The organism is Phenylobacterium sp. (assembly GCF_030651185.1).
Lineage (GTDB): Bacteria > Pseudomonadota > Alphaproteobacteria > Caulobacterales > Caulobacteraceae > Phenylobacterium.
In genome coordinates this window covers 1-22320 of sequence record NZ_JAUSCJ010000034.1, presented here as the reverse complement: position 1 = coordinate 22320, position 22320 = coordinate 1, and the positions used below count along the sequence as shown (strand labels likewise).

Sequence of the window (22320 nt, the reverse complement as noted above, 5' to 3'; positions counted from 1 at the left end):
TGACGACAATGGTCCGGGGGCCGCCTATTCGATCGGCGGCACCGGCGGGATCTCATCCAGCTTGGCGTACTTCATCATCAGCGGCACTTGGGAGAAGCCGAACAGGATGTGGATGATGGAAAGCCCCGGGAACCGGAACAGCACCCAGGTGGCGTCCGGCTGGGTGCGCCAGATGAACTCGTTGAGGGCCGCCACGCAGAGGAAGAAGATCCCGTAGCGCCACGACAGCTTGCGCCAGCCCTCGTCGGGCATCTGGAAGGCCTTGCCCAGGAGGATCTTCAGCGGGTTCTTGCGCAGCACCATGCCGCCGATCAGGAACAAGCCGAAGGCCACCGAGGTCACGGTCGGCTTGACCTTGATGAAGCGGTCGTCGTGGAAGAACAGGGTCAGGCAGCCGAACAGCACCGCGATCAGCCCCGCCACCAGGGGCATGGGCGCGATCCGCTTCTCCACCACATAGCCGACGATCAGGGCGAGCGCCGCGCCGGCCACCATGCCCCAGGTCGCCTGGACCGTGTCGTGGGTGATGAAATAGGCGATGACGAAGCCGACCGGCCATCCGTAGTCGACGAAACCGGTGACGAACTTCTTGGCGCCAGGCGACAGGGTCATGCGTCCTCCAGACCGACGAGGGAACGGGCGAAGGCCCGGGCGTTGAAGGGCTGAAGATCCTCGATCCCCTCCCCGACGCCAATGAGCTTGATGGGGCTGTCGGAGGCCTGGGCCACCGGCACCAGGACCCCGCCGCGGGCGGTGCCGTCCAGCTTGGTCATGACGATGCCGGAGACACCGATCTGATTGCCGAAGATGTTTTCCTGGGCAAGCGCATTGCGGCCCACCGTGGCGTCCAGCACCAGCAGGGTCTCGTGCGGGGCGTCCGGATCGATCTTCTTCACCACCCGGATGACCTTGAGCAGTTCGTCCATCAGGCCCTGCTTGTTCTGCAGCCGGCCGGCGGTGTCGATAAGCACCACGTCGTGACCCTTTTCCTTGGCCGAGGCGATGGCGTCGAAGGCGAGGCCCGCGGCGTCGGAATTGGGCGGGCGCGACATGAAGTCGGCGCCGGCGCGCTCGGCCCAGACCTTCAGCTGCTCGACGGCGGCGGCGCGGAAGGTGTCACCGGCCACCACCAGCACCTTGGCGCCCTTGCCCGTCAGGTCGGCGGCGATCTTGCCGAGCGTGGTGGTCTTGCCCGAGCCGTTGACCCCGATGAACAGCACCACATAGGGCTTGGGGCCCGAGAGCGGATCGAAGGTTCCCTGGCGGCTGGAAAGCTCGTCGCCGATGGCCTCGGCGAGGGCTTCCTTGATTTCCTGCTCGTCGACGCTCTTACCGAACTTGGCGTCGGAGAAGCGCTGGGTGATGCGGGCGGCTGAATGCGGGCCGAGATCGGCCTCGATCAGCATCTCCTCCAGCTCGTCGAGCTTGGCCTGGTCCAGCGGCGTCTTGGTGAAGGTTGCCGAGACCTGTTCGGTCAGCGCCTTGGACGACCGGGTGAGGCCGCCGGCGAGGCGCTGGAGCCAGCCCTTCTTGGGTTCAGTCATAGGCGGCTTCTAGCGGCTCAAGGGCGTGCGCGATAGAGGATGGAGGATGGACGCGCTCACCGCCACCCTGACCTGGCTGGACTATGCCGCCGTGGCCGTGTTCGGCGCCACCGGCGCCCTGGCCGCGGCGCGCCAGAAGCACGACATCGTCACCTTTGGCTTCTTCGCCGCAGTGACGGGCGTCGGCGGCGGAACCCTGCGCGACCTGCTCATCGGCGCACCGGTCTTCTGGGTGCAGAAGCCGGCCTATATCCTGGCCTGCCTAGCCGCCGCCACGGCGGTCTGGGTGTTCGGGCCGGGGCGCGGGCGCATGCGGGTGCTGCTGTGGCTCGACGCCCTGGGGCTCGCGGCCTACTGCGTGGTGGGCGCGGCCAAGGCGGCCTCGCTCGGCGCCCCACCCTTCTCCGCCGTGGTGATGGGGACGCTGACGGCCTGTTTCGGCGGGGTGATCCGCGACGTCCTGGCCCACGAACCCTCCATCCTGCTGAGGCGCGAGATCTACGTCACCGCCGCCCTGGTGGGGGCAGGCGTCTTCGTCATCCTGCAGATGTTCGAGGTTCCGGGCTTCCCCGCGGGGCTGGCAGGCTTCGCCGCCGCCCTCGCGATCCGCGCGGGTGCGATCCTGAAGGGTTGGGCCTTGCCGGGCTTCCCGGGGCGCGGGACGCCGGAAAACTAGGTGTTCGGCGGCCAGACCTCGGTGTCGTGATCCGGGTGCTGGTGGCTGACGAGGCTGGCATAGAATGCCGCCATTCGCGCCTTCTGCTCCGGGGCGCGGTCGGGCAGATCGGCCAGGCTGTCGAGGTAGGGCAGCTTGGTGTCGAGGCCGATCTGCAGGGTCGGGACGATCTTCTCCGGCTGGTCAAAGGCGCCGATGGCGACATTGACCGCCCACTTCGGCGACTCGAAGGAGAGTTGCGTGCCGCAGTCCCCGCAGAAGCCTCGCTTGATCAGGTTGGAGCTCTGAAAATACTTCGGCTGCCCCCGGGTCCAGGCAAAGCCCTCGGCGTCGACATAGGGGCCGTAGAAGCCGCCGAAGGCCTTCTGGCACATGCGGCAGTGACAGATGCTGGGCCGCCCGAGGCTTTCGGCGTGGAAGCGCACCGCGCCGCATTGGCAACCGCCCGACCAACCGCTCATTCAGCCGCCTCCAGCACCGCCACGGTTCCGAGCGCCTTGGCTCCATCATGGCCGGTGATCCGCAGGGGAACGATGGACCCCACGGCGGCCTCGCCCGCATAGGCGATCTCGGTGAAGTCCTCGGCGCGGGCTACGCCATCGCGCTCCACCAGGCCGGTGATGATCCGGCCGACCTGGCGCTGCAGGTGGCGCTCCAGGGCCCGTTGACCGGCGGCGCGCAGGCGGGCGGCGCGGTCCTTGATCACCGGGCGCTGCAGCTGCGGCATCCGCGCGGCCGGCGTGCCGGGGCGCGGGCTGAAGGGGAAGACGTGCAGGAAGGAAAGCCCGCCGTCTTCGACCAGCTTGAGGGTGTTCTCGAACATCTCTTCGGTCTCGGTGGGAAAACCGGCGATGAAGTCGGCGCCGAAGGCTGTGTCGGGGCGCACCGCCCGGACATCGGCGATCAGCTTCAGGGCGTCGGCGCGGCTGTGGCGGCGCTTCATCCGCTTGAGGATCATGTCGTCACCGGCCTGTAGCGACAGGTGCAGGTAAGGCATGAGGCGCCGGTCCTCCGCCAGACAGCGCATCAGATCGGGATCGATCTCGGCGGCGTCGATGGAGGAGAGCCGCAGGCGCGGCAGTTCCGGGACCAGCTTCAGGATGCGGGCGACGAGTTGGCCCAGGGTCGGCTGACCCGGCAGGTCCGAGCCCCAACTGGTGATGTCGACGCCGGTGAGCACCACCTCGAGATAGCCCTGGGCGGTCAGCTTGCGGACCTGCTCCACCACCTCGCCGGCGGCCGCCGACCGGGAATTGCCCCGGCCGAAGGGGATGATGCAGAAGGTGCAGCGGTGGTCGCAGCCATTCTGCACCTCGACATAGGCCCGGGCCCGATCCTTCAGCCCGTCGATCAGGTGGCCGGCGGTCTCGCGGACACTCATGATGTCGTTGACCCGCACCCGGCCCTCCGGCGCGCGATCGCCATAGGCGCCGGCCTGCGACTTCTCGGCATTGCCCAGCACCAGGTCCACCTCGGCCATGCCGGCGAAGGCGGCCGGGTCGATCTGGGCGGCGCAGCCGGTGACAATCAGCTTGGCGTCAGGACGCTCGCGGCGGGCCTTTCGGATCGCCTGGCGCGCCTGGCGCACGGCCTCGCCGGTCACCGCGCAGGTGTTGAAGACGATGGCGTTGGAAAGCCCGTCCTCCGCCGCCCGCGCGCGGATGACCTCGCTCTCATAGGCGTTGAGCCGGCAGCCGAAGGTGACAATGTCAACGGCTCGGCCGGCGGCATTGTCATCCCGGAAGACCGCTTCGGCGGGCTGTCCCGGATCCATTGCCGGAGAATTCACGATCTCGCTCACGGCAGGGTCCCGGTGAATTCGAGCTCCAGCCCGCCGGTCATGATCACGTGGCCGTCGCTCTCGCGCCACTCGATCACCAGCTCGCCGCCATCCAGCTCCAGGGTCGCCTTGCGGTCGGTGAGGCCGCGACGGGCCGCCGCCACCAGGGCCGCGCAGGCGCCCGTGCCGCAGGCCTTGGTGAGGCCGGCGCCGCGTTCCCAGACCTTCAGGCGAATGCGATCACGGGCCTTGATCTGGGCGAAGCCGACATTGACGCCTTCGGGGAACAGCCGGTGATGTTCGATCATCGGACCGACCTCGCGCACCGGGGCGGTCTCAGCGTCCTCAACGAAGAACACCACGTGGGGATTGCCCATCGAGACACAGCCCGGCGTGTGCAGCAGGGGCGCGTCGATGGGGCCGACCTGCAGCTCGACGCCGCGGGTGTCCATCTCTTCTTCCAGGGGGATCTGGGTCCAGTCGAGGCCGGGCGCGCCCATGTCGACGCTGATCCGCTTGTCGCCGGCGCGCCGCGCCTTGAGGATCCCCGCCTGGGTCTCGAAGGTCGCCTCGTCCTGGCCCGAGGCCTCCATCAGCAGCCAGCCCACGCAGCGGCTGGCGTTGCCGCAGGCGCCCACCTCTTCGCCGTCGGCGTTCCAGAAGCGGACGGCGGCGTCGGCGCGGGCCGAAGGATCAATGGAGACCAACTGGTCGCAGCCGATCCCGCCCTCGCGGCTCGCGATGGCGCGCACCTCGTCGGCGCTGGGCGCAAACGGGGCGGACCGGGCCTCGACGACGACAAAGTCGTTGCCGAGCCCGTTCATCTTCAAGAACGGACGGCTCATGATGTCGGCTATATAGGCGAGAAATCGCCGCCGATCACCTTTGGCGAGACAGGGCCTGCCGCGTGGTCCTAGATTTGGCTCATGAAAATCTCTTGCGCGGCGCTGACGAGCGCCCTTCTGCTGGCCGGCATGGCGCATGCCCAGGCCCCCGCCGACCCCTTCATCTGGCTCGAGGATGTCGATGCGCCCCGGTCCATGGACTGGGTCGCCGGCCAGAACGCCAAGGCGGCCAAACGGCTGGAAACCGATCCCCGCTACGCGACCTATCTCGCACAGGCCCGCGCCATCTTCACGGCCAAGGACCGGATTCCGTGGCCGACCTTCCGAGCGGGCGGGGTGGACAACCTCTGGCAGGACGACGCCCACGTGCATGGCGTCTGGCGGCACGCGACCTTGGCCAGCTACGCCGGTGCGACGCCCGTCTGGGAGACCCTGCTCGACCTGGACGCCCTGTCGGCGACCGAGGGCAAGAACTGGATCTGGAAAGGCGCGACCTGCCTCAAGCCGGCGCAAACCGTCTGTCTGGTGGAGCTTTCGAACGGCGGCGGCGACGCGGTGGAAATCCGCGAGTTCGACACGGTGAGGAAGGCCTTCGTCGAGGGCGGCTTCCGGCTGACCGAGGGCAAGCAGAGCGCCGACTGGCTGGACGCCGACACCCTGGTGGTCGACCGCATCTGGACGCCGGGCGACGAGACCCCCTCGGGCTACGCCTATATCGCCAAGATCCTGACCCGCGACGGCCAGACCAAGGACATCTATCGCGGCCAGAAGTCCGATGTCGGGGCCGGCGTGATCGTGCTGCGCGGCGAGGGCGGCAAGGCCGACGGCCTGCTCGGTCGGCGCGGCCTGACCTTCTTCGAGAACGAGTTTGTCCTGCTAGATGGCGGCAAGACGATCGCCCTGCCCCGCAAGGCTGAGCACCAGGCCTATGTCGATGGCCAGGCGATCTTTCAGCTCAAGGAGGCCTGGGGCGGCTTCGGCGCCGGCGCCCTTATCGCCTACAACCTCGAAGACCTGAAGACCGGGACGGCCACGCCGGCTCTGATCTTCCAGCCCGGCCCGCGCCAGGCGATCACCGAGGTCTCCGACACCCATGGCCGGCTGGTGGTGACGTTGCTGGACGAGGTGAAGGGCGCGGTCGACGTCTACGACCGCGTGGGCGGCAAGTGGACCGTCAAGCGTCTTGCCCTACCCAAGGACGCCACCTTCACCGTGCGCTCGACCTCCGGGAACGACGACCAGCTGTTCGTGGCCGCCGAGGGCTTCCTCGACCCCACCAGCCTGTGGCTGGCCGATGCGGCCAGCGGCCAGGCCGCGCCGGTGAAGGCCCTGCCCGCCCGCTTCAACGCCGCCACCCACCAGGTAAAGCAGTACTGGGCGACCTCCACCGACGGGGCGAAGATTCCCTATTTCGTGGTGCTGCCGAAGGGGGCGAAGCTGGACGGCTCCCTCCCCACCATCATGTACGGCTATGGCGGGTTCGAGGTGGCCAAGCCGCCGATCTACCTGCCCGAGATGGGCAAGATCTGGCTGGAGCGCGGCGGGGCCTATGTGATCGCCAATATCCGCGGCGGCGGCGAGTTCGGGCCCGCCTGGCACCAGAGCGTGCTGCGCGAAAAGCGCCAACTGTCCTTCGACGACTTCGCCGCCGTGGCCCGCGACCTGGCGGCCCGGAAGGTCACCTCGGCCCGCCGGCTCGGCATCTATGGCCGCTCAAACGGCGGCGTCCTGACCACCGTGTCCATGACCCAGCACCCGGAACTCTGGAACGCGGTGGTGGTGGAGAGCCCCCTGATCGACATGCTGCGCTATCACAAGCTGCCAGCGGGCGCCTCGTGGATCGGGGAGTACGGCGACCCCGACGTCCCGGCCGACCGGGCCTTCATCGAGACCTACTCCGGCTACCAGAACCTCAAGGCGGGGACGAAATATCCCGAGCCCTACATCACCACCAACACCCGAGATGATCGGGTACACCCCGGCCACGCGCGGAAGTTCGCCGCCCGTCTGGAGGCCATGGGCGTCCCCTATCTTTACTACGAGCAGACCTTCGGGGGTCACGCCAACGACGCCGATCCCGAGCTGAACGCCCGCCGCTGGGCCCGACACTATGTGTACCTGGCCCAGAAGCTGATGGACTGAGGATGCTGGAGATCACATCCCTCCTGCCGGAGGACCCGCCGCGGATCGCGCAGGCCTTCTCCGACATCAGCTGGGACAAGCCGGAGGCCCAATATGTCCGCTATCTGGACGAACAGACCGCCGACGACCGGCCGGTGCTGGTGGCCCGCGTGGACGGAGCGTTCGCGGGCTACCTGACGGTGGTCTGGGTTCCGCACTATGAGCCGTTCCGCGAGGCGGGCATTCCCGAGATCCAGGACTTCAACGTCCTGCCCCAGTATCGCCGCAACGGGATTGGCACGGCCCTGATGGACGCCGCCGAGGCCCTGATCGCCACGCGGTCCAGGACCGCCGGCATCGGGGTGGGGCTATATCCCGACTACGGCCCGGCCCAGCGCCTCTATGTCTTGAGAGGCTATCTGCCGGACGGCCGCGGCATCGCCTGGCACGGGATGCACGTCGCGGCGATGCAGGAGGTCATGGTGGACGACGACCTGGCGCTCTACTTCACGCGGGACCTGGGTGCAGCCGCCGCGTGAAGTTCTAGATCCGCTCGATCTTCGAGGCGGCCTCGTCGATGGCCGCGGCGATGGCGTCCACCTGGTCTTCGGTCACGCCGCCGCGCTGCATGCGCAGGCGGAGCGCGGTGCCGAGGTTCTGCATGGCCCGCTGCAGCTTGGGCCGGGCGCCGGAGGAGTGTTCGGCCGCCTCGTCTAGGCGGGCGAAGATGGCGTCCACCGAGGCCCGGTTGGCCTCGAGAGCGTCCTTGCCGGCGGCCGTCGCTTCATAGGCCTTGCGACCGCCTTCAGCGGCGACCGGGACCACGAACCCCTCGTCTTCAAGCAGGGACAGGGTGGGATAGATCACGCCAGGGCTGGGCCGATAGGCGCCGCCGGTCCGTTCCTCCAACTCGCGCATGACCTCGTAGCCATGGCGGGGCTTCTCGGCCAGCAGGGCCAGGACCAGGAACCGCAGGTCTCCGTGTTCCAGCAGTCGCCCGATACGGCCGCCGCGTTCTCCGCGCCCGCCATGGCCGCGAAGGTGCTCGCGCAGGTGTCCGCCGAAGCCATGGCGGCTGCGATGTTCGGGTTTGTGAGAGAAGCGTCTGTGCATTTTCGATCCTATTTAGACATATCGATATTGCAGATATATCTAAGCTGGGTCGGAATTCAAGTCCGATATATCTAAATAAGTCGAAATCGATACTCCGGGACGGGCGAGGCCCGCCCCGGACGCGATCAGGCGTTGGCGATGGCGGTCTCGATATCGCCGACGGCGTGGCCGGTCAGGTCCTTGGCCAGCTCGCCCAGCAGCTTGGCCTGCAGGGCCTTGTGGTAGTGCCGACGAAGCTCGCCCAGGGTCTTGGGCGCCGCGATGATGAAGAGGTTGTCGATCTTGCCGCCAAGCACCTGAGTATTGAGCCAGGCGGCGGTGGAGGCCGCGAAGCCGTCCTCGATCTGGGTGCTGTCATCGGGATTGCCGGCGCTGGACTGGTGATGGCTTCCGCCGCTCCCGTCCATGTGCGCCAGTTCGGCCGCCGGCTGGAGGGTCAGCTTGGGGTTAAGTTCGTCGCCGCCATTGCGGTAGATGTGGAAGGCGGCGCCGTCAGCGACCGCGACAGTCGCGCCCTTGGGAAGTTGCATATCTTGCTCCGGTAAAAGGAAGGTCCTCTCCGGAACGTCTGACACCGCCGATCGGTCCCGCCATGATCTGCCTCAAGCCGAAGGTCACGCCTCGCGAAGCGTTTCGGCCAGCAGCCGCCCCTCGGCGCCACGGCTGGAGCCAGAGCGCCAGGCCACCACGATCTCGCGGCTCGGATGGTCGGCCTGCAGATGTCGCACGGCGACATGGGCCGCCGAGGTGAGGCCCGCCTCCACCGCCATGGCCGGCAGATAGGTGACCCCCAGGCCCGAGCCCACCATCTGCACCAGGGTCGGCAGGGAGGTGGCGGCGAAGGCCTCCTCATCGCCGGTGGCCTTGGGGGGCTTCAGCCCGCAGGCCGAGAGCACGTGGTCGCGCAGGCAGTGGCCGTCCTCCAGCAGGATCAGGTCCTCCCCCTCCATGGCCGAGGGGGGGAACTCCAGCTGGTTAGCGAGGGGATGGTCGGCCGGAATGGCGGCCAGCAGTTCATCGTCCGAGACGTGGGCGTGGGCCAGGCCCGCCATGTCGTAGGGCAGGGCGATGAGGGCCGCGTCCAGCTGCCCGGCCTTGAGCGCCGCGATCAGTCGCTGAGTGAGGTCCTCGCGCAGATAGAGCCGCAGCTTCGGAAAGCGCGCGCGCAGCAGGGGCAGGGCCTTGGGCAGCAGGAACGGCGCGATGGTGGGAATGACGCCGAGGCGGAAGCGGCCGGTGAGGGGCTGGCTGGCGTTCTTGGCCGCCTGCACGAGCTCCTCGGCCTCGTTGAGGATGGTGTTGGCGCGGACGAGCGCCGCCTCCCCCACGGCGGTGAGGATCACCCCGGAGCGGGCGCGGTCCACCACCGCGGCGCCCAGGGTGCGCTCCAGTTCCTGAATCCCCGCCGACAGGGTGGGCTGGGTGACGTGGGCGGCCTCGGCGGCCTTGCCGAACGCCCCCTGCTCGGCGAGGAGCTTCAGGTACTGCAGTTGGCGGATGGTCGGGAGCATGGCCTCACCATGGGCTCAGTCTATGGAAACCCCAACGGCAATCGAGCGCGCCCGACCACCGCGCCCTATGCCGCCACCGCCTCCGTCGCCTCGGTGGGCAGGCGGATGAGGTAGTCGAAGGCCGAGAGCGCCGCCTTGGCGCCGTCGCCGGCGGCGATGACGATCTGCTTGAAGGGCGTCGTGGTGGCGTCGCCCGCCGCGAACACGCCGGGGACCGAGGTCGCCCCGTGGCCGTCCACCTCGATCTCGCCGCGCGGCGACAGGGTGATGGCGCCCTCCAGCCACTCGGTGTTGGGGACCAGGCCGATCTGCACGAAGATCCCCTCCAGATCGACGGTGTTCAGGCTCTCGGTAGCGCGGTCGCGGTAGACCAGGCCGCTCACCTTGGCGCCGTCGCCCAGCACCTCGGTGGTCAGGGCCGAGGTAATGATGGTGACGTTGCCCAGGCTGGCGAGCTTGCGCTGCAGCACGGCGTCGGCCCGCAGCTGGCTGTCGTATTCGATCAGGGTGACATGGGCGACGATGCCGGCCAGGTCGATGGCCGCCTCGACGCCGGAGTTGCCGCCGCCGATCACCGCCACCCTCTTGCCCTTGAACAGCGGGCCGTCGCAGTGCGGGCAATAGGCCACGCCGGCGTTGCGGTACTGCTCCTCGCCAGGCACGCCCATCTGCCGCCAGCGGGCGCCGGGGGCCAGGATGAGGGTCTTGGCCTTCAGCACCGCGCCGTTCTCCAGCACGATCTCATTGAGGTCGCCGGCCGCCCGGGCCGGGATCAGCCTGGCCGCCTTCTGCAGGTTCATCACGTCGACGTCGTAGTCCTTGACGTGCTGCTCCAGGCCCGAGACCAGCTTGGGGCCTTCGGTGTGGGGCACCGAGATGAAGTTCTCGATGGCCATGGTGTCCAGCACCTGGCCGCCGAAGCGCTCGGCCGCCAGGCCGGTGACGATACCCTTGCGGGCGGCATAGACCGCCGCCGCCGCACCGGCCGGGCCGCCGCCCACCACCAGCACGTCGAAGATCCCCTTGGCGGCGATCTTGGCCGCGTCGCGGGCCGCGGCCCCGGTGTCCAGCTTGGCCAGGATCTGCTCGAGGCTCATGCGGCCCTGGTCGAAGGGCTGGCCGTTCAGCAGGACGGTGGGGACCGCCATGATCTTGCGGGCCTCCACCTCATCCTGGAACAGGGCGCCATCGATGGCGGTGTGGCGGATGCGCGGGTTCAGCACGCTCATCAGGTTCAGCGCCTGCACCACGTCGGGGCAGTTCTGGCAGGTGAGCGAGAAGTAGGTCTCGAAGGTGAAGTCGGCGTCGAGCGCCTTCACCTGGTCGATCACCTCGGCCTCCACGCGCGGCGGGTGGCCGCCAGCCTGCAGCAGGGCCAGGACCAGGGAGGTGAATTCGTGGCCCATGGGCAGACCCGCGAAGGTCACGCGGGACTGCGAACCTTCCGCACCCACGGTGAAGGAAGGAACGCGAGCGTCGGTTCCGTCCTCGCGGACGATGATCTTGTCCGAAGCCTCGGCGATGTCGGCCAGCAGGGCCTTGAGCTCGGCCGATTTCGGCGAGGCGTCGAGGCTGGCGACCAGGGCCACGGGATGGCGCAGGTTCTCCAGGTAGGTCTTGAGCTGGGACTTCAGGCCTTGATCCAACATGACGGACTCCGGTGGGGGCGCGGGAAATTGAGGAGGGGTGCGGGGCCGCCGTTCCCATGAACGGCGGCCCCGCGGGCAGGCTTAGATCTTGCCGACCAGGTCCAGGGACGGGGCCAGGGTGGCTTCGCCTTCCTGCCACTTGGCGGGGCAGACCTCGCCGGGGTGCGAGGCGACATACTGGGCGGCCTTGACCTTGCGCAGCAGCTCCAGGGCGTCGCGGCCGATGCCGCCGGCGGTGATCTCGACGATCTGGATCTTGCCGTCCGGGTCCACCACGAAGGTGCCGCGGTCGGCGAGGCCGGCCTCTTCGATCATCACGTCGAAGTTGCGGGTGATCACGCCGGTGGGGTCGCCCACCATGACGTAGTCGATCTTCTTCACGGCTTCCGAGGTGTCGTGCCAGGCCTTGTGGGCGAAGTGGGTGTCGGTGGAGACGCTGTAGATCTCCACGCCCAGCTTCTTGAATTCGGCATAGTTGTCCGCCAGGTCCTCAAGCTCGGTCGGGCAGACGAAGGTGAAGTCGGCGGGATAGAAGAACACCACCGACCACTTGCCCTTCAGATCGGCGTCCGAGACGGAGATGAACTTGCCGGCCTGGAAGGCCTCGGCCTTGAACGGCTTGATTTCGGTATTGATGAGGGACAACGCGAGCTCCTGGTTGGTTCGGGAAGGAGCCCGCTGTCTATACGGCGCCGCAGCATTGGGGAAATTGATAATATAAGTCGTTCGGATAGATTTTATCTATTCCCCGCCCGCCGGTGGCCTATCCCGGTTTTCCGGTCTCGATCATGGCCTTCAGCCGGCCGACCTGCTCGCCAATCACACCGTCCACCGGCTTGGCCCACTGCTCGGCCAGGCCGCCTTTGGCGTAACCTCCGACGTCGTAGGTGACGGTGAGAACCGTTGTGGCGGCGTCCGCGCCGGCCTTGAGGTTGAAGGCCAGGTGGCCGCTGGCGCCGGTGAACTGCAGAGGTCCGAGCGCGCCCGACAGCCGCAGGGCGGTGTCCCCGGCATAGACCACCGTCATGTGGCGCACGAAGCCGTCCTTCAACTTCTCGCAGAAACAGCCTGTCGCCAGGTCGATGAAGAGGTTGCGGGCGTCGCCCGACCAGCTATGGGCGGGATTCCACCACCTGCCCACCTCCAGGATCGCCGCGCGCACCTTGGCAGGCGGGGCGGCGATGGTGACGGTGTGCAGGCTCTCGAAGCCCTGAGGCGACTGGTCGGCGACCTCGGCGCGCGCGGCGCCGGCAAGCGACAGGACGGCCAGGGCCGCCAGCACGGTCTTCATCGTGACTCTCCTGCTTAAGCTTGCTCGAAGCTTAACGGAGCCCCCCAGAAAGTCTCCACCAGGGTGTGCTGAGCGCCCGGATTTCCGGTGGTGAGGAAGACGCGTCGGCCCGAGTCGCCGGCGGTATATTCCGGATGCTTGGCCAGATAGGCCTCCAGGGCGTCGGCGGTGGCGTCGGGCTGGTGGATCAGCGGGGTGCCGGGCTTGAGCGCCGCGCGGAACATGTCGGCCACCATCTCATAGTGGGTGCATCCGAGGATGGCGCGGTCGGGCGCGCGGCCGATGCGGGTGCTGATGGCCTTGACGTGAGCCTCCACCACAGTGGCCAGCTCCACCGCCCCGGCGCCGGTCTCGATCATGCGGGCGAGCTCCGGGCAGGGTTCGGAGAAGACCGCCACATCCTGGCGGCGCTTGTCGATCTCGATCTCGTAGACCCGGGAGCGGGCTGTGGCGGGCGTGGCGAACACCGCCAGCACGTCCAGCTTCTCCACCTTGTCGCCCCGGCGGTCGGCCTCATGTTCCCACGGCAGACCCGTGGCGGCCTCGATGGTGGGCACGATAATGCCGAGCACATTCACCGAGCGCTGTTTTTCTTTACGGTAGCTGGGCAACCAGGTTTGCTGCAGGCGCCGCAGGGCCACGCCCGAGGCGGTGTTGCACGCCAGGACCACCAGGTCGCAACCGCGGTCGAACAGTTTCTCGCAGCCGGCGCGGGTGAGATCGACGATCTCCTCCCCCTCGCGGCCCCCGTAGGGCGTATTGGCCTGGTCGGCGAGGTAGATGAGGTCCGCCTGCGGAAAGCGGTCCACCAGGCGACGGTGCACCGTCAGCCCGCCCACCCCAGAATCGAAAACGCCAATGGCCATGGATCGCGCTTAGCCCTCTCGCGCCGAAGCGTCCAGCGCCCTCTCGGGCGAACAGGTTCACTGAACGTGGTTACCCACTATTGACAACAATGTCAGCCTGACATATCTGTCATTCCCAATTGGTCAGTCCTCCCCCAGCCTGGCTCTCCCTCCTCCCAGAGACCCCCTGAACACCATGGCTATTCCCCTTTCCGCGCGTCCCGACCTCTCCAGGGACGAGTCTGACCCCGCCTGGACGGTCGGCGTCGAAGTCGACCTGCTCACCGCGCTCGCCCTGGCGCGCGCCTCCACCAAGGCCCTGCTGGAACTCTCCCCCCTGGCCCATCGCGAGATCAGCGCGGCCCTGGCCCATGAGATCGACAACCTGGAAACCCGGCGCGACCCGCATTCCGTGGCCGCCGCCCAGGCCCTCCGACAGTACCTGGGGGCCGCCTGACCCCTCGACGCCCCATGAGGGTCAATCATGAAGCCCGCGCCGCGGCGGCCGAAAGCCGCCGCGCGCAAACCCGCGCACGCCTGATCAAGGCGGCGATGACGGTGATCGCCGACAAGGGCCCCGAAGCCGCGTCAATTGAGGACTTCGTGGCCGCCGCCGGCGTCTCGCGGGGCACCTTCTACAACTACTTCCCCACCTTCGAAGACCTGCTCCACGCCCTGAACACCGAGACCTCCGAGGCCCTGGACAAGACCCTGGAGCCGATCCGGTCAGGGATCGATGACCCCGCCGTTCTCCTGGCATTGGTGCTCCACCGGGTCATGGCCAGCTTTGTCGCTGACCCTGTGCGCGGCTGGCTGTCCCTGAAGATCGAGTCCACACCCATCCCGCGTCAGGCGGTGTTCGAGGCCCGGTTCGACGCCATCTACAAGGCCGCCGTGGCCAGCGGCCGGTTCCGCGACTGTGAGGTCGCCGCCGCCCGCAACCTGGCCTTCGGCGCCTTCCGCATGGGCCTGCGCGACCTGGTGCTGGGGGCGGTCGGCCCCGATCACGCCGTGGACCTGGTGTCCTTGATCCTGATCGCCTTCGGCGTGACGCCCGACGAGAGCACGAAGATCAGCCGCGAGGCCTTCAGCGCCGCCCGTGCGGCGACGCGGCGCCCCGAATAAACCGGCAAGATTACGCGCCTGTCATGTGACCTCCTGTTACATCCTGCTTAAGGTCGCGCCTTCTTGAGCCGTTTTTCCGGAGTCTCCATGCATCGGCGCACGTTTCTCGCCGCGTCCAGCGCCCTGGCCGCCGCAACCCTGGTTCCTGGCATGAGCCTCGCCGCCGACGGCAATACCCTCTTGGCGCCCTGGACCGGGCCCTATGGCGGGGTCCCACCCTTCGACAAGGTCAAGGTCGCCGACTTCGCGCCGGCCGTCGAGGCGGCCATGGCGGCGGAACTCGCGGAGGTCGCCGCCATCGCGGCCAACCCCGAGCCGGCCAGCTTCGCCAACACCATCGAGGCCCTAGAGCGCACTGGCGACGCCAAGAGCCGTGTCGATACCTTGACCGGCATCTGGAGCGGCACCCTGTCGACGCCCGAGATGCGGGCTGTGGAAAAGGAACTTGCCCCGAAGGACGCCGCCCACGGCGACGCGATCCTGCAGAACGCCGCCCTCTTCAAACGCATCGAGGCGGTCTATGAGGCGCGGACAACCTCGGGCCTGACCCCCGAGCAGCAGCGGCTGAGTTGGGTGTACTGGAATCGCTTCGTGCGGGCCGGCGCCCGGCTGACGCCGGAGGCCAAGGCCAGGGTCGGAGCGATCAACCAGGAACTGGCCCAGAACTTCACCGCCTTCAGCCAGAACCTGCTGGCCGACGAGACGGACTACGTCCTCTACCTGCGCACCGAGAGTGAGCTGAAGGGCCTGCCGGGCGACGTTCGCGACGCCGCCGCCGGCGCGGCGGAGGAGCGCGGCCACAAGGGCGAGTTCGCCATCCTCAACACGCGCTCGTCCATCGATCCGTTCCTGACCTATTCGACGCGGCGGGACCTGAGGGAAAAGGTCTGGCGCACCTTCTACAGCCGCGGCGATAACGGCGACGCCCACGACAACAACGCTATCATCAAGAAGATCCTCAAGCTGCGGGTCGAACGCGCCAGGCTGTTGGGCTATCCGACCCACGCCCACTGGCGGCTGGACAACGCCATGGCCAAGACGCCGGAAAACGCCATGGCCCTGATGATGCGGGTCTGGCCCTCGGCCATCGCCCGGGTCCGTGAGGAGGTGGCCGAGATGCAGGCCATCGCCGACAAGGAAAAGGCCGGGGTGAAGATCGAGCCCTGGGACTACCGCTTCTACGCCGAGAAGGTCCGGGCGCAGCGCTACAACCTCGATATGAACGAGGTGAAGGCCTACCTGCAGCTCGACAAGCTGCGGGAGGGGATGTTCTGGGCCTCGGGCCAGATCTACGGCTTCAGCTATCACCCGGTGACTGACGTGCCGGTGGCCCATCCCGACATCAAGGTCTGGGAGGTCAAGGCCGCCGACGGGACCCATGTCGGCCTCTGGTATCTCGACCCGTACGCCCGTCAGGGCAAGCGCTCGGGCGCCTGGATGAACGCCTATCGGAGCCAGGAGAAATTCCGCGGCAAGATCACCACCATCGTCTCCAACAACGCCAACTTCGTGAAGGGCGCCCCCGGCGAGCCGGTGCTGATCAGCTGGGATGACGCCACCACCCTGTTCCACGAGTTCGGCCACGCCCTGCACGGCCTGAACTCCAACGTGAACTATCCGTCCCTGGCCGGCACCGCCGTGGCCCGGGACTATGTCGAGTTCCCCAGCCAGGTGAACGAGGAATGGCTGGCGACGCCGGAGGTGCTGAACCGCTTCGCCCTGCACCACCAGACCGGCAAGCCGATGCCCGCCGCCCTGGCCGCCAAGATCGAGAAGGCCCACACCTTCCGCCAGGGCTTCGAGGTCACCGAATACCTGTCCTCGGCGCTCATCGACATGAAGCTGCACCTGGCCGGGGACGCCGATATCGATCCCGACGCCTTCGAGCGCGAGGAACTGACGAAGCTGGGCATGCCCAGGGAACTGCCCATGCGCCACCGCACGCCGCAGTTCCAGCACGTCTTCGCCAGCGACGGCTATTCGGCCGGCTACTACAGCTACCTCTGGTCGGAGGTCCTGGCCCACGACGCCTACGGGGCCTTCACCGAGGCCAGCGGTCCCTATGACAAGGCGGTGGCCAAGCGCCTGCACGACACGGTCATGAGCATCGGCAACACCGTCGATCCGGCCGAGGCCTACCGGAATTTCCGCGGTCGCGACCCCGACGTGAAGGCCTATCTGCGCGACAAGGGGTTCCCCACCACCTGACCCTAGCGAGGCCAAACCCCGGCTTCCTTGACCTTTCGGCCCTCTGAGCGCATAAGCGCGCCCTTCCGGCGCAGAGCAATCGCGCCCTCTACCGCTACGGCCCCCAGGTCTTATCTGGGACGAGAGCGGCGAGGCCCCCCGTCGACGTGATCGTCCACGGGGGTCGATTGCGTTTGGGCCACAGGGTGAATTGATGTTCGACGCGCTAACAGATCGGCTGTCATCCGTCTTCGACCGGCTCTCCGGTCGTGGCGTGCTGTCCGAAAAGGATATCGACGAGGCGCTCCGCGAGGTCCGCGTGGCCTTGCTCGAGGCCGACGTCGCCCTTCCTGTTGTCCGCGAGTTCATCGCCAAGGCCAAGGAAAAGGCCGCCGGCCAGGACGTGATCCGCTCGATCCGTCCCGCCGACCAGGTGGTCAAGATCACCTATGACGGCCTGGTGGAGATGCTGGGCGGCGAGGGCGGCGCCGAGGGGCTGAACATCAGCCTCAACCCGCCCACCGTGATCCTGATGGCCGGCCTGCAAGGCTCGGGCAAGACCACCACGGCGGCCAAGCTCGGCCTGAAGCTGGCCAAGGACCGCAAGAAGGTCCTGCTGGCCTCGCTGGACACCCGCCGTCCCGCGGCCATGGAGCAGCTGGCCACCCTGGCCGTCGCGGCCGGCGTCGACTCCCTGCCCATCGTGGCCGGCCAGAGCGCCCCGGACATCGCCCGGCGCGCCATGAGCGCCGCCAAGCTGCAGGGCTATGACATCCTCATCCTCGACACCGCCGGGCGCACGACGCTCGACGAGGCGATGATGAGCGAGGCCGCCGAGATCGCGCGGATCGCCAACCCCTCCGAAACCCTGCTGGTGGCCGACAGCCTCACCGGCCAGGACGCGGTTCGCACCGCCAAGGCCTTCCACGAGCGCCTGCCGCTCACCGGCCTGGTGCTGACGCGGGCCGACGGTGACGGGCGCGGGGGCGCGGCGCTCTCCATGCGCGCGGTCACCGGCCTGCCCATCAAGTTCCTGGGCGTCTCGGAAAAGATCGACGGCCTGGACGTCTTCGACGCCGCCCGCGTGGCCGGCCGGATCCTGGGCCAGGGCGACGTGGTGGCCCTGGTGGAAAAGGCCAGCGCCGACCTGGATGTCGCCAAGGCCGAGGCCATGGCCAAGAAGCTGGCAAAGGGCCAGTTCGACCTGGACATGATGGCCGACCAGTTCGCCCAGATGAAAAAGATGGGCGGCATGGAGGGCCTGATGGGCTTCCTCCCCGGCGTCCAGAAGATGAAGAAGCAGATCGCCGAGGCCAACATCTCGGACAAGGCCCTGGACCGCCAGGCGGCGATCATCTCCTCGATGACCAAGCTGGAGCGCAAGAAGCCCGATATCCTGGCCGCCTCGCGCAAGCGCCGCATCGCCAAGGGCGCCGGCGTCGACGTCTCCGAGGTCAACCGCCTGCTGAAGCAGCATCGCCAGATGGCCGACGCCTTCAAGATGATGAGCAAGGACGGCGGCAAGGGCTTCGCCCGCATGGCCGGGATGATGGGCGGCGGCGGCGGCGCGGGCGGCATGGACCGGCTGAAGTCGCTGGGCGGAGGCAAGCTGGCCACGCCCGATCAGAACCAACTCGAAGAGCTCGGCAAGATGGCCGCGGGCGGGGGCAAGCTGCCCGGCCTCGGCGACGGGCTCCCCAAACTTCCCGGCCTGGGCGGCGGCATGCCCCCCGGCTTCAATCCCTTCAAGAAATCCTAGAGATAACAAGGACTAGACCATGCTGAAGATCCGTCTCGCCCGTGGCGGCGCCAAGAAGCGCCCCTACTACTCCATCGTCGTCGCCGACAGCCACTCGCCCCGCGATGGCCGCTTCATCGAGAAGGTGGGCACCTACAACCCGCTGCTGAAGCGCGATGACCCGACCCGCGTCACCCTGAAGCTGGAAAGCATCCAGGCCTGGATCGACAAGGGCGCCCAGCCCACCGACCGCGTCGCGCGCTTCCTGGCCCAGGCCGGCGTCGTGAAGTGGGAACACGGCAACAACCCCAACAAGGGCAAGCCCGGCAAGAAGGCGCTCGAGCGTACGGAAGAGCGCGCCCAGCGCGACGCCGCCGCCGCCGCCGCTCTGGAAGAAGCCAAGAACGCCCCGGCCCCCGAGCCGGAACCCGTCGTCGAGGCTCCGGCTGAAGAGGCTCCGGCCGCTGAAGCCCCGGCTGCTGAAGAAGCCCCGACTGCTGAAGCTGCTCCGGCCGCTGAAGAAGCCCCGGCCGCCGCCGAGGAAGCCGCTGTCGAACCGGCCGCCGAGGCCGCCGACGACGCGACCCCGGAACAAGCCTAAGCCTTGCGAGGAGGCGGTAGTCCCATGGCTGGCCGCCTCCTCCAGGTCGCCCGCGTCGCCGGAGCCTTCGGCGTGCGCGGGGAGATCCGCATCACCACCTTCACCGAGGACCCGCTGGCGCTCGCCGCCTACAAGGTCCTGACCCGCGAGGACGGTTCGCCCGGCCTGACCATCACCACGGCGCGGGCGGTGAAGGGGGCGGTGATCGCCAGGGCCGCAGGGATCGACACCCGCGACCAGGCCGAGGCCCTGCGCGGCCTCAAGCTGTTCATCGCCCGCGAGGCCCTGCCCGCCCCCGATGAAGACGAATTCTATCACGCCGACCTGCTGGGCCTGACCCTCGAGACCCCCGAGGGCGAGCTGATGGGCAAGGTCAAGACCATCCAGGACTTCGGGGCCGGCGACCTCATCGAGGTCCAGCCCCCCATGGGCGCCAGCTGGTGGCTGCCCTTCACCCGCGAGACGGTGCCGGAGGTTCGTCTCGCCGAGGGCAAGCTGATCGCCCTGCGCCCCGCCGAGATCGACGGCGACGCCGAGGAGTAGACAGTCCTCCCCCAGGCCGCAGGCCGTTTCGGGGGAGGAATTAGGCCCTAGCCGAACCGCTTGTTGAAGCTCGGCAGCCCCACGGACAGCGGCCCTAGCGCGTCGGAGTCGCCATCCTCCAGATAGGCCATCGTGGCCCGCGCCAGGGTCCCGTAGGCCGCCGCGAACAGGCCGCCCCCCGAGGACAGCCGCCGCACGCCCAACCCCTGCAATGCCGCCGCATTGGGCAGGCCCGTCCGGGCCATGGCGTTGACCGGCAGGTTGATGGCCTTTGCGAACCGGCCCAGCAGCGCGCCGTCGGTGGGGCCAGGCACGAAGATGCCGTCGGCGCCGGCCGAGCCATAGGCCTTGGCGCGGGCCAGCACCTCGGCTTCGGCGGCGTCTCCCTGCATCAGGTTCTTCAGATAGACGTCGGTGCGGGCGTTGATGAACAGGGCCACGCCGGCCTGATCGGCGGCCTTTCGCGCCGCCTCGATCTTGCGGGCGTGCAGGGCCGGGTCCCGCGCGCCGTCCTCCAGATTGATCCCCACGGCGCCGGCGCCCACCACAGCCTTGATGGTCTCGGCCAACTGAGAAAGGTCGTCGGTATAGCCGCCCTCGATGTCGGCGGTCAGCGGGACCTTGATCACCCGGGTGACCTCGGCGATGGCGGTCAGCACCAGGGGCACGGGAGAGAAATCGCCATCGGCATAACCGTGGGCCCAGGCGACGGCGGCGCTGGAGGTGGCCACGGCCTTGGCGCCGGCGTCCTCCATGAGGGCGGCGCTGGCGGCGTCCCAGGCGTTGGGCAGGACCAGGATCTCGGGGCCGGCATGCAGGGCCTTGAAGGCGGCGGCTTGGCTCATGGGTGTGTCCTCCTATCGTCTGGACGATATAGGAGGCGCCGCCGTGACATGCTCGCGGATATCGGACTCAGACAGCGTCTGGATCAGTGGCCGTGCGGGCCTTCGTAGACGCCCGGGGCCAGGCGCTCGTCCTCGGGGCCTTCGGTCCCGGCGGCCAGCACGAAGCGGCGGTCGCAATAGGGGCATTCGACGAAGGTGGCCTCGCCCATCTCCAGCCAGACGCGCGGATGTCCCAGGGCCCCACCGACGCCGTCGCAGGCGATGCGGCCAGTGCGCACCACCACCACTTCGGGCGCGGGCAGGTTGACGGCCAGGGCGGGCTTGGCGGGCATCGGTTCGACGTGGGCGCCCTGGTTTGGGACGGGGGTGGCTTTACGGGCCATAGGCAAACTCTCCGGCGGCGGACGCTTGGAGATACGCCCACGTGCGCCTAGGTATGCGACCATAGCTTTACGCGTCAATCGCGCCTGTTTTTCGAAAAGTCCGGCATGACCCTTCCCGACTACGCCATCGAGGCCAGGGGCCTCGTGAAGACCTATCCCGCCACCAAGACCACCAGTGAGATGCAGGCCCTGAAGGGGATCGACCTGGTCATCCCGCGCGGCTCGATCTTCGGGCTGCTGGGACCCAACGGGGCGGGCAAGTCGACCTTCATCAATATCCTGGCCGGGCTCTGCAAGAAGACCTCGGGCACGGTCTCCATCTGGGGGCGCGACATCGACGAACGGCCCCGCGACGCCCGCGCCGCCATCGGGGTGGTGCCGCAGGAGATCGCCGCTGACCCCTTCTTTACCCCGCGCGAGAGCCTGGAGGTCCAGGCCGGCATGTATGGCGTGCCGGCCAGTGAGCGCCGCACCATGGAGCTGCTCAACGCGCTCGGCCTCGGCGACAAGGCCAACGCCTATGTCCGCCAGCTGTCGGGCGGCATGAAGCGCCGGCTGATGGTGGCCAAGGCCATGACCCACAACCCGCCCGTCCTGATCCTCGACGAACCCACCGCCGGCGTGGACGTCGAGCTGCGCAAGCAGCTCTGGGCCTATGTGGTGGAGCTGAACCGCAGGGGCGTGACCATCGTGCTCACCACCCACTATCTGGAAGAGGCTCAGGAACTCTGCGACCAGATCGCCATCGTCAACCGCGGCCAGGTGGTGGCTTGCGAGCCCACCGGGACCCTGCTGGCGCGAATGGACATCCGCAACGTGGTGGTGACACCGGAGGAACCCGTGACCGTGGCCCCGACCCTGCCGGGTTTCGAGACCAAGCTGCGGGCCGCGGGCGCCTTCGCGGTCTCGTACCGCACCGGCCAGTCCAGCGTCGAACAGGTGCTGGCCGCCGTGCGCGGCGCGGGGCTGCACATCAAGGACATCGCCACCGAGGACCCTGACCTGGAGGACGTCTTCGTCTCCCTCACCTCGGCTCCGGCGCCCATCGACGCCTGAGCCTTTCGTTCCGCGCGGCTTTCCGCTAGAAGCGCGTTTCCGAAACGCACCCGTAGCTCAGCTGGATAGAGCGTTGCCCTCCGAAGGCAAAGGTCGGACGTTCGAATCGTCTCGGGCGCGCCAATTTCTCCGTCAAATTAAAAGGTGTGGATTGCGCATCGGCCGTCATTGTCGGATGGCGCAATCGCCCGGCACAATTTTGCCGCGGGAGGCGGACGATGCAACGTAAAGTGATGATCGCTTGCGCGGTCACCGGGTCGGCGGATACGCCGGCGCGTAACCCGGCCGTTCCGGTGACGCCGCGTGAGATCGCCGCGTCGGCGATCGACGCCGCCAAGGCGGGCGCGGCCATCGTCCACATCCACGTGCGCGATCCGCAGACCACGCGGCCGAGCATGGACGGAGCGCTCTATCGCGAGGCGGTGGAGCGCATCCGCGCCAGCGGCACCGACGTGCTGATCAATCTC

The 22320-nt window shown here is 68.1% G+C and carries 25 protein-coding genes and 1 tRNA gene; 12 read left to right on the top strand and 14 right to left on the bottom strand.

Annotated features, from left to right (window positions below; genetic code table 11):
- Nucleotides 1–24 precede the first annotated feature (24 nt).
- Entirely contained in the window at nucleotides 25–612 is a 588-nt protein-coding gene (locus Q7J39_RS16980) for an inner membrane-spanning protein YciB (RefSeq protein ID WP_304827881.1), read from the bottom strand.
- Nucleotides 609–1544, bottom strand: coding sequence for a signal recognition particle-docking protein FtsY (gene ftsY, locus Q7J39_RS16975; protein WP_304827878.1), 936 nt, complete (start codon nucleotides 1542–1544; stop codon nucleotides 609–611). Before ftsY ends, Q7J39_RS16980 begins: the two co-directional genes overlap by 4 nt.
- Nucleotides 1545–1590: 46 nt before the next feature.
- Here ftsY and Q7J39_RS16970 point away from each other — a divergent pair, with 46 nt between their 5' ends.
- Nucleotides 1591–2220 carry a trimeric intracellular cation channel family protein gene (locus tag Q7J39_RS16970; protein ID WP_304827875.1) on the top strand — a complete coding sequence of 210 codons (630 nt, stop codon included), beginning with the start codon at nucleotides 1591–1593 and terminating at the stop codon, nucleotides 2218–2220.
- Here the strand turns inward: Q7J39_RS16970 and Q7J39_RS16965 are convergent.
- From Q7J39_RS16965 to dapF, 3 genes are read right to left on the bottom strand one after another with little or no spacing between them, the layout of a single operon-like run.
- Entirely contained in the window at nucleotides 2217–2681 is a 465-nt protein-coding gene (locus tag Q7J39_RS16965) for a GFA family protein (RefSeq protein WP_304827872.1), read from the bottom strand. The two genes, Q7J39_RS16970 and Q7J39_RS16965, sit on opposite strands and share 4 nt — an antisense overlap.
- The gene (gene mtaB, locus Q7J39_RS16960; protein WP_304827915.1) at nucleotides 2678–3994 is read right to left on the bottom strand and encodes a tRNA (N(6)-L-threonylcarbamoyladenosine(37)-C(2))-methylthiotransferase MtaB; all 1317 of its coding nucleotides are present in this window, start codon (nucleotides 3992–3994) and stop codon (nucleotides 2678–2680) included. Before mtaB ends, Q7J39_RS16965 begins: the two co-directional genes overlap by 4 nt.
- A gap of 23 nt (nucleotides 3995–4017) precedes the next feature.
- Nucleotides 4018–4845: a diaminopimelate epimerase gene (gene dapF / locus Q7J39_RS16955; protein ID WP_304827869.1), complete on the bottom strand. Its 828-nt coding sequence runs from the start codon at nucleotides 4843–4845 to the stop codon at nucleotides 4018–4020.
- A gap of 81 nt (nucleotides 4846–4926) precedes the next feature.
- Between dapF and Q7J39_RS16950 the strand changes: the two genes are divergently transcribed.
- Nucleotides 4927–6987: a prolyl oligopeptidase family protein gene (locus tag Q7J39_RS16950; protein ID WP_304827866.1), complete on the top strand. Its 2061-nt coding sequence runs from the start codon at nucleotides 4927–4929 to the stop codon at nucleotides 6985–6987.
- Nucleotides 6988–6989: 2 nt separating this feature from the next.
- Nucleotides 6990–7505 (top strand): GNAT family N-acetyltransferase, encoded by a 516-nt coding sequence (locus Q7J39_RS16945; protein ID WP_304827863.1) that lies wholly within the window; start codon nucleotides 6990–6992, stop codon nucleotides 7503–7505.
- Between the two features lie 4 nt (nucleotides 7506–7509).
- On the opposite strand, the gene Q7J39_RS16940 is transcribed toward Q7J39_RS16945, so the two are convergent.
- The 7 genes from Q7J39_RS16940 to Q7J39_RS16910 form a co-directional block, all read right to left on the bottom strand.
- The gene (locus tag Q7J39_RS16940; RefSeq protein WP_304827859.1) at nucleotides 7510–8079 is read right to left on the bottom strand and encodes a PadR family transcriptional regulator; all 570 of its coding nucleotides are present in this window, start codon (nucleotides 8077–8079) and stop codon (nucleotides 7510–7512) included.
- A gap of 125 nt (nucleotides 8080–8204) precedes the next feature.
- Complete coding sequence (locus tag Q7J39_RS16935; protein ID WP_304827856.1) at nucleotides 8205–8609, bottom strand: host attachment protein; 405 nt, start codon at nucleotides 8607–8609, stop codon at nucleotides 8205–8207.
- A gap of 84 nt (nucleotides 8610–8693) precedes the next feature.
- Nucleotides 8694–9590 (bottom strand): hydrogen peroxide-inducible genes activator, encoded by an 897-nt coding sequence (locus Q7J39_RS16930; protein ID WP_304827853.1) that lies wholly within the window; start codon nucleotides 9588–9590, stop codon nucleotides 8694–8696.
- A 65-nt stretch (nucleotides 9591–9655) separates the two neighbouring features.
- Nucleotides 9656–11239 (bottom strand): alkyl hydroperoxide reductase subunit F, encoded by a 1584-nt coding sequence (ahpF, locus tag Q7J39_RS16925; protein WP_304827850.1) that lies wholly within the window; start codon nucleotides 11237–11239, stop codon nucleotides 9656–9658.
- Between the two features lie 81 nt (nucleotides 11240–11320).
- The gene (gene ahpC / locus Q7J39_RS16920) at nucleotides 11321–11884 is read right to left on the bottom strand and encodes an alkyl hydroperoxide reductase subunit C (protein ID WP_304827847.1); all 564 of its coding nucleotides are present in this window, start codon (nucleotides 11882–11884) and stop codon (nucleotides 11321–11323) included.
- 118 nt (nucleotides 11885–12002) lie between these two features.
- Entirely contained in the window at nucleotides 12003–12530 is a 528-nt protein-coding gene (locus Q7J39_RS16915) for an ATPase (RefSeq protein WP_304827844.1), read from the bottom strand.
- A 14-nt stretch (nucleotides 12531–12544) separates the two neighbouring features.
- Nucleotides 12545–13396 (bottom strand): glutamate racemase, encoded by an 852-nt coding sequence (locus tag Q7J39_RS16910; RefSeq protein ID WP_304827841.1) that lies wholly within the window; start codon nucleotides 13394–13396, stop codon nucleotides 12545–12547.
- Nucleotides 13397–13571: 175 nt separating this feature from the next.
- Between Q7J39_RS16910 and Q7J39_RS16905 the strand changes: the two genes are divergently transcribed.
- The 6 genes from Q7J39_RS16905 to rimM all read left to right on the top strand — a co-directional run bounded on the left by Q7J39_RS16905 (nucleotide 13572) and on the right by rimM (nucleotide 19569).
- A complete protein-coding gene (locus Q7J39_RS16905) occupies nucleotides 13572–13832 on the top strand; it encodes a hypothetical protein (RefSeq protein ID WP_304827839.1) in 261 nt (86 codons plus the stop codon).
- A 14-nt stretch (nucleotides 13833–13846) separates the two neighbouring features.
- Nucleotides 13847–14500, top strand: coding sequence for a TetR/AcrR family transcriptional regulator (locus Q7J39_RS16900; protein WP_304827836.1), 654 nt, complete (start codon nucleotides 13847–13849; stop codon nucleotides 14498–14500).
- 87 nt (nucleotides 14501–14587) lie between these two features.
- Nucleotides 14588–16708 carry a M3 family metallopeptidase gene (locus Q7J39_RS16895; RefSeq protein WP_304827833.1) on the top strand — a complete coding sequence of 707 codons (2121 nt, stop codon included), beginning with the start codon at nucleotides 14588–14590 and terminating at the stop codon, nucleotides 16706–16708.
- A gap of 193 nt (nucleotides 16709–16901) precedes the next feature.
- Complete coding sequence (gene ffh, locus Q7J39_RS16890; protein WP_304827830.1) at nucleotides 16902–18446, top strand: signal recognition particle protein; 1545 nt, start codon at nucleotides 16902–16904, stop codon at nucleotides 18444–18446.
- 19 nt (nucleotides 18447–18465) lie between these two features.
- Complete coding sequence (gene rpsP, locus Q7J39_RS16885; protein ID WP_304827827.1) at nucleotides 18466–19026, top strand: 30S ribosomal protein S16; 561 nt, start codon at nucleotides 18466–18468, stop codon at nucleotides 19024–19026.
- 24 nt (nucleotides 19027–19050) lie between these two features.
- Nucleotides 19051–19569: a ribosome maturation factor RimM gene (gene rimM / locus Q7J39_RS16880; RefSeq protein ID WP_304827825.1), complete on the top strand. Its 519-nt coding sequence runs from the start codon at nucleotides 19051–19053 to the stop codon at nucleotides 19567–19569.
- A 47-nt stretch (nucleotides 19570–19616) separates the two neighbouring features.
- On the opposite strand, the gene Q7J39_RS16875 is transcribed toward rimM, so the two are convergent.
- Both Q7J39_RS16875 and Q7J39_RS16870 read right to left on the bottom strand, forming a co-directional pair.
- Nucleotides 19617–20414, bottom strand: a complete 798-nt coding sequence (locus Q7J39_RS16875) for an isocitrate lyase/phosphoenolpyruvate mutase family protein (RefSeq protein WP_304827822.1) — start codon at nucleotides 20412–20414, stop codon at nucleotides 19617–19619.
- A gap of 83 nt (nucleotides 20415–20497) precedes the next feature.
- Nucleotides 20498–20797: a zinc-finger domain-containing protein gene (locus Q7J39_RS16870; protein ID WP_370690095.1), complete on the bottom strand. Its 300-nt coding sequence runs from the start codon at nucleotides 20795–20797 to the stop codon at nucleotides 20498–20500.
- A gap of 105 nt (nucleotides 20798–20902) precedes the next feature.
- On the opposite strand from Q7J39_RS16870, the gene Q7J39_RS16865 reads away from it, so the two are divergent.
- From Q7J39_RS16865 to Q7J39_RS16855, 3 genes are all read left to right on the top strand, one after another.
- Entirely contained in the window at nucleotides 20903–21853 is a 951-nt protein-coding gene (locus Q7J39_RS16865; RefSeq protein WP_304827819.1) for an ABC transporter ATP-binding protein, read from the top strand.
- 46 nt (nucleotides 21854–21899) lie between these two features.
- Nucleotides 21900–21976 (top strand) — tRNA-Arg (locus Q7J39_RS16860).
- A 95-nt stretch (nucleotides 21977–22071) separates the two neighbouring features.
- Nucleotides 22072–22320, top strand: a 249-nt coding sequence (locus tag Q7J39_RS16855; protein ID WP_304827816.1) for a 3-keto-5-aminohexanoate cleavage protein, incomplete at its 3' end; no start/stop codon positions are given.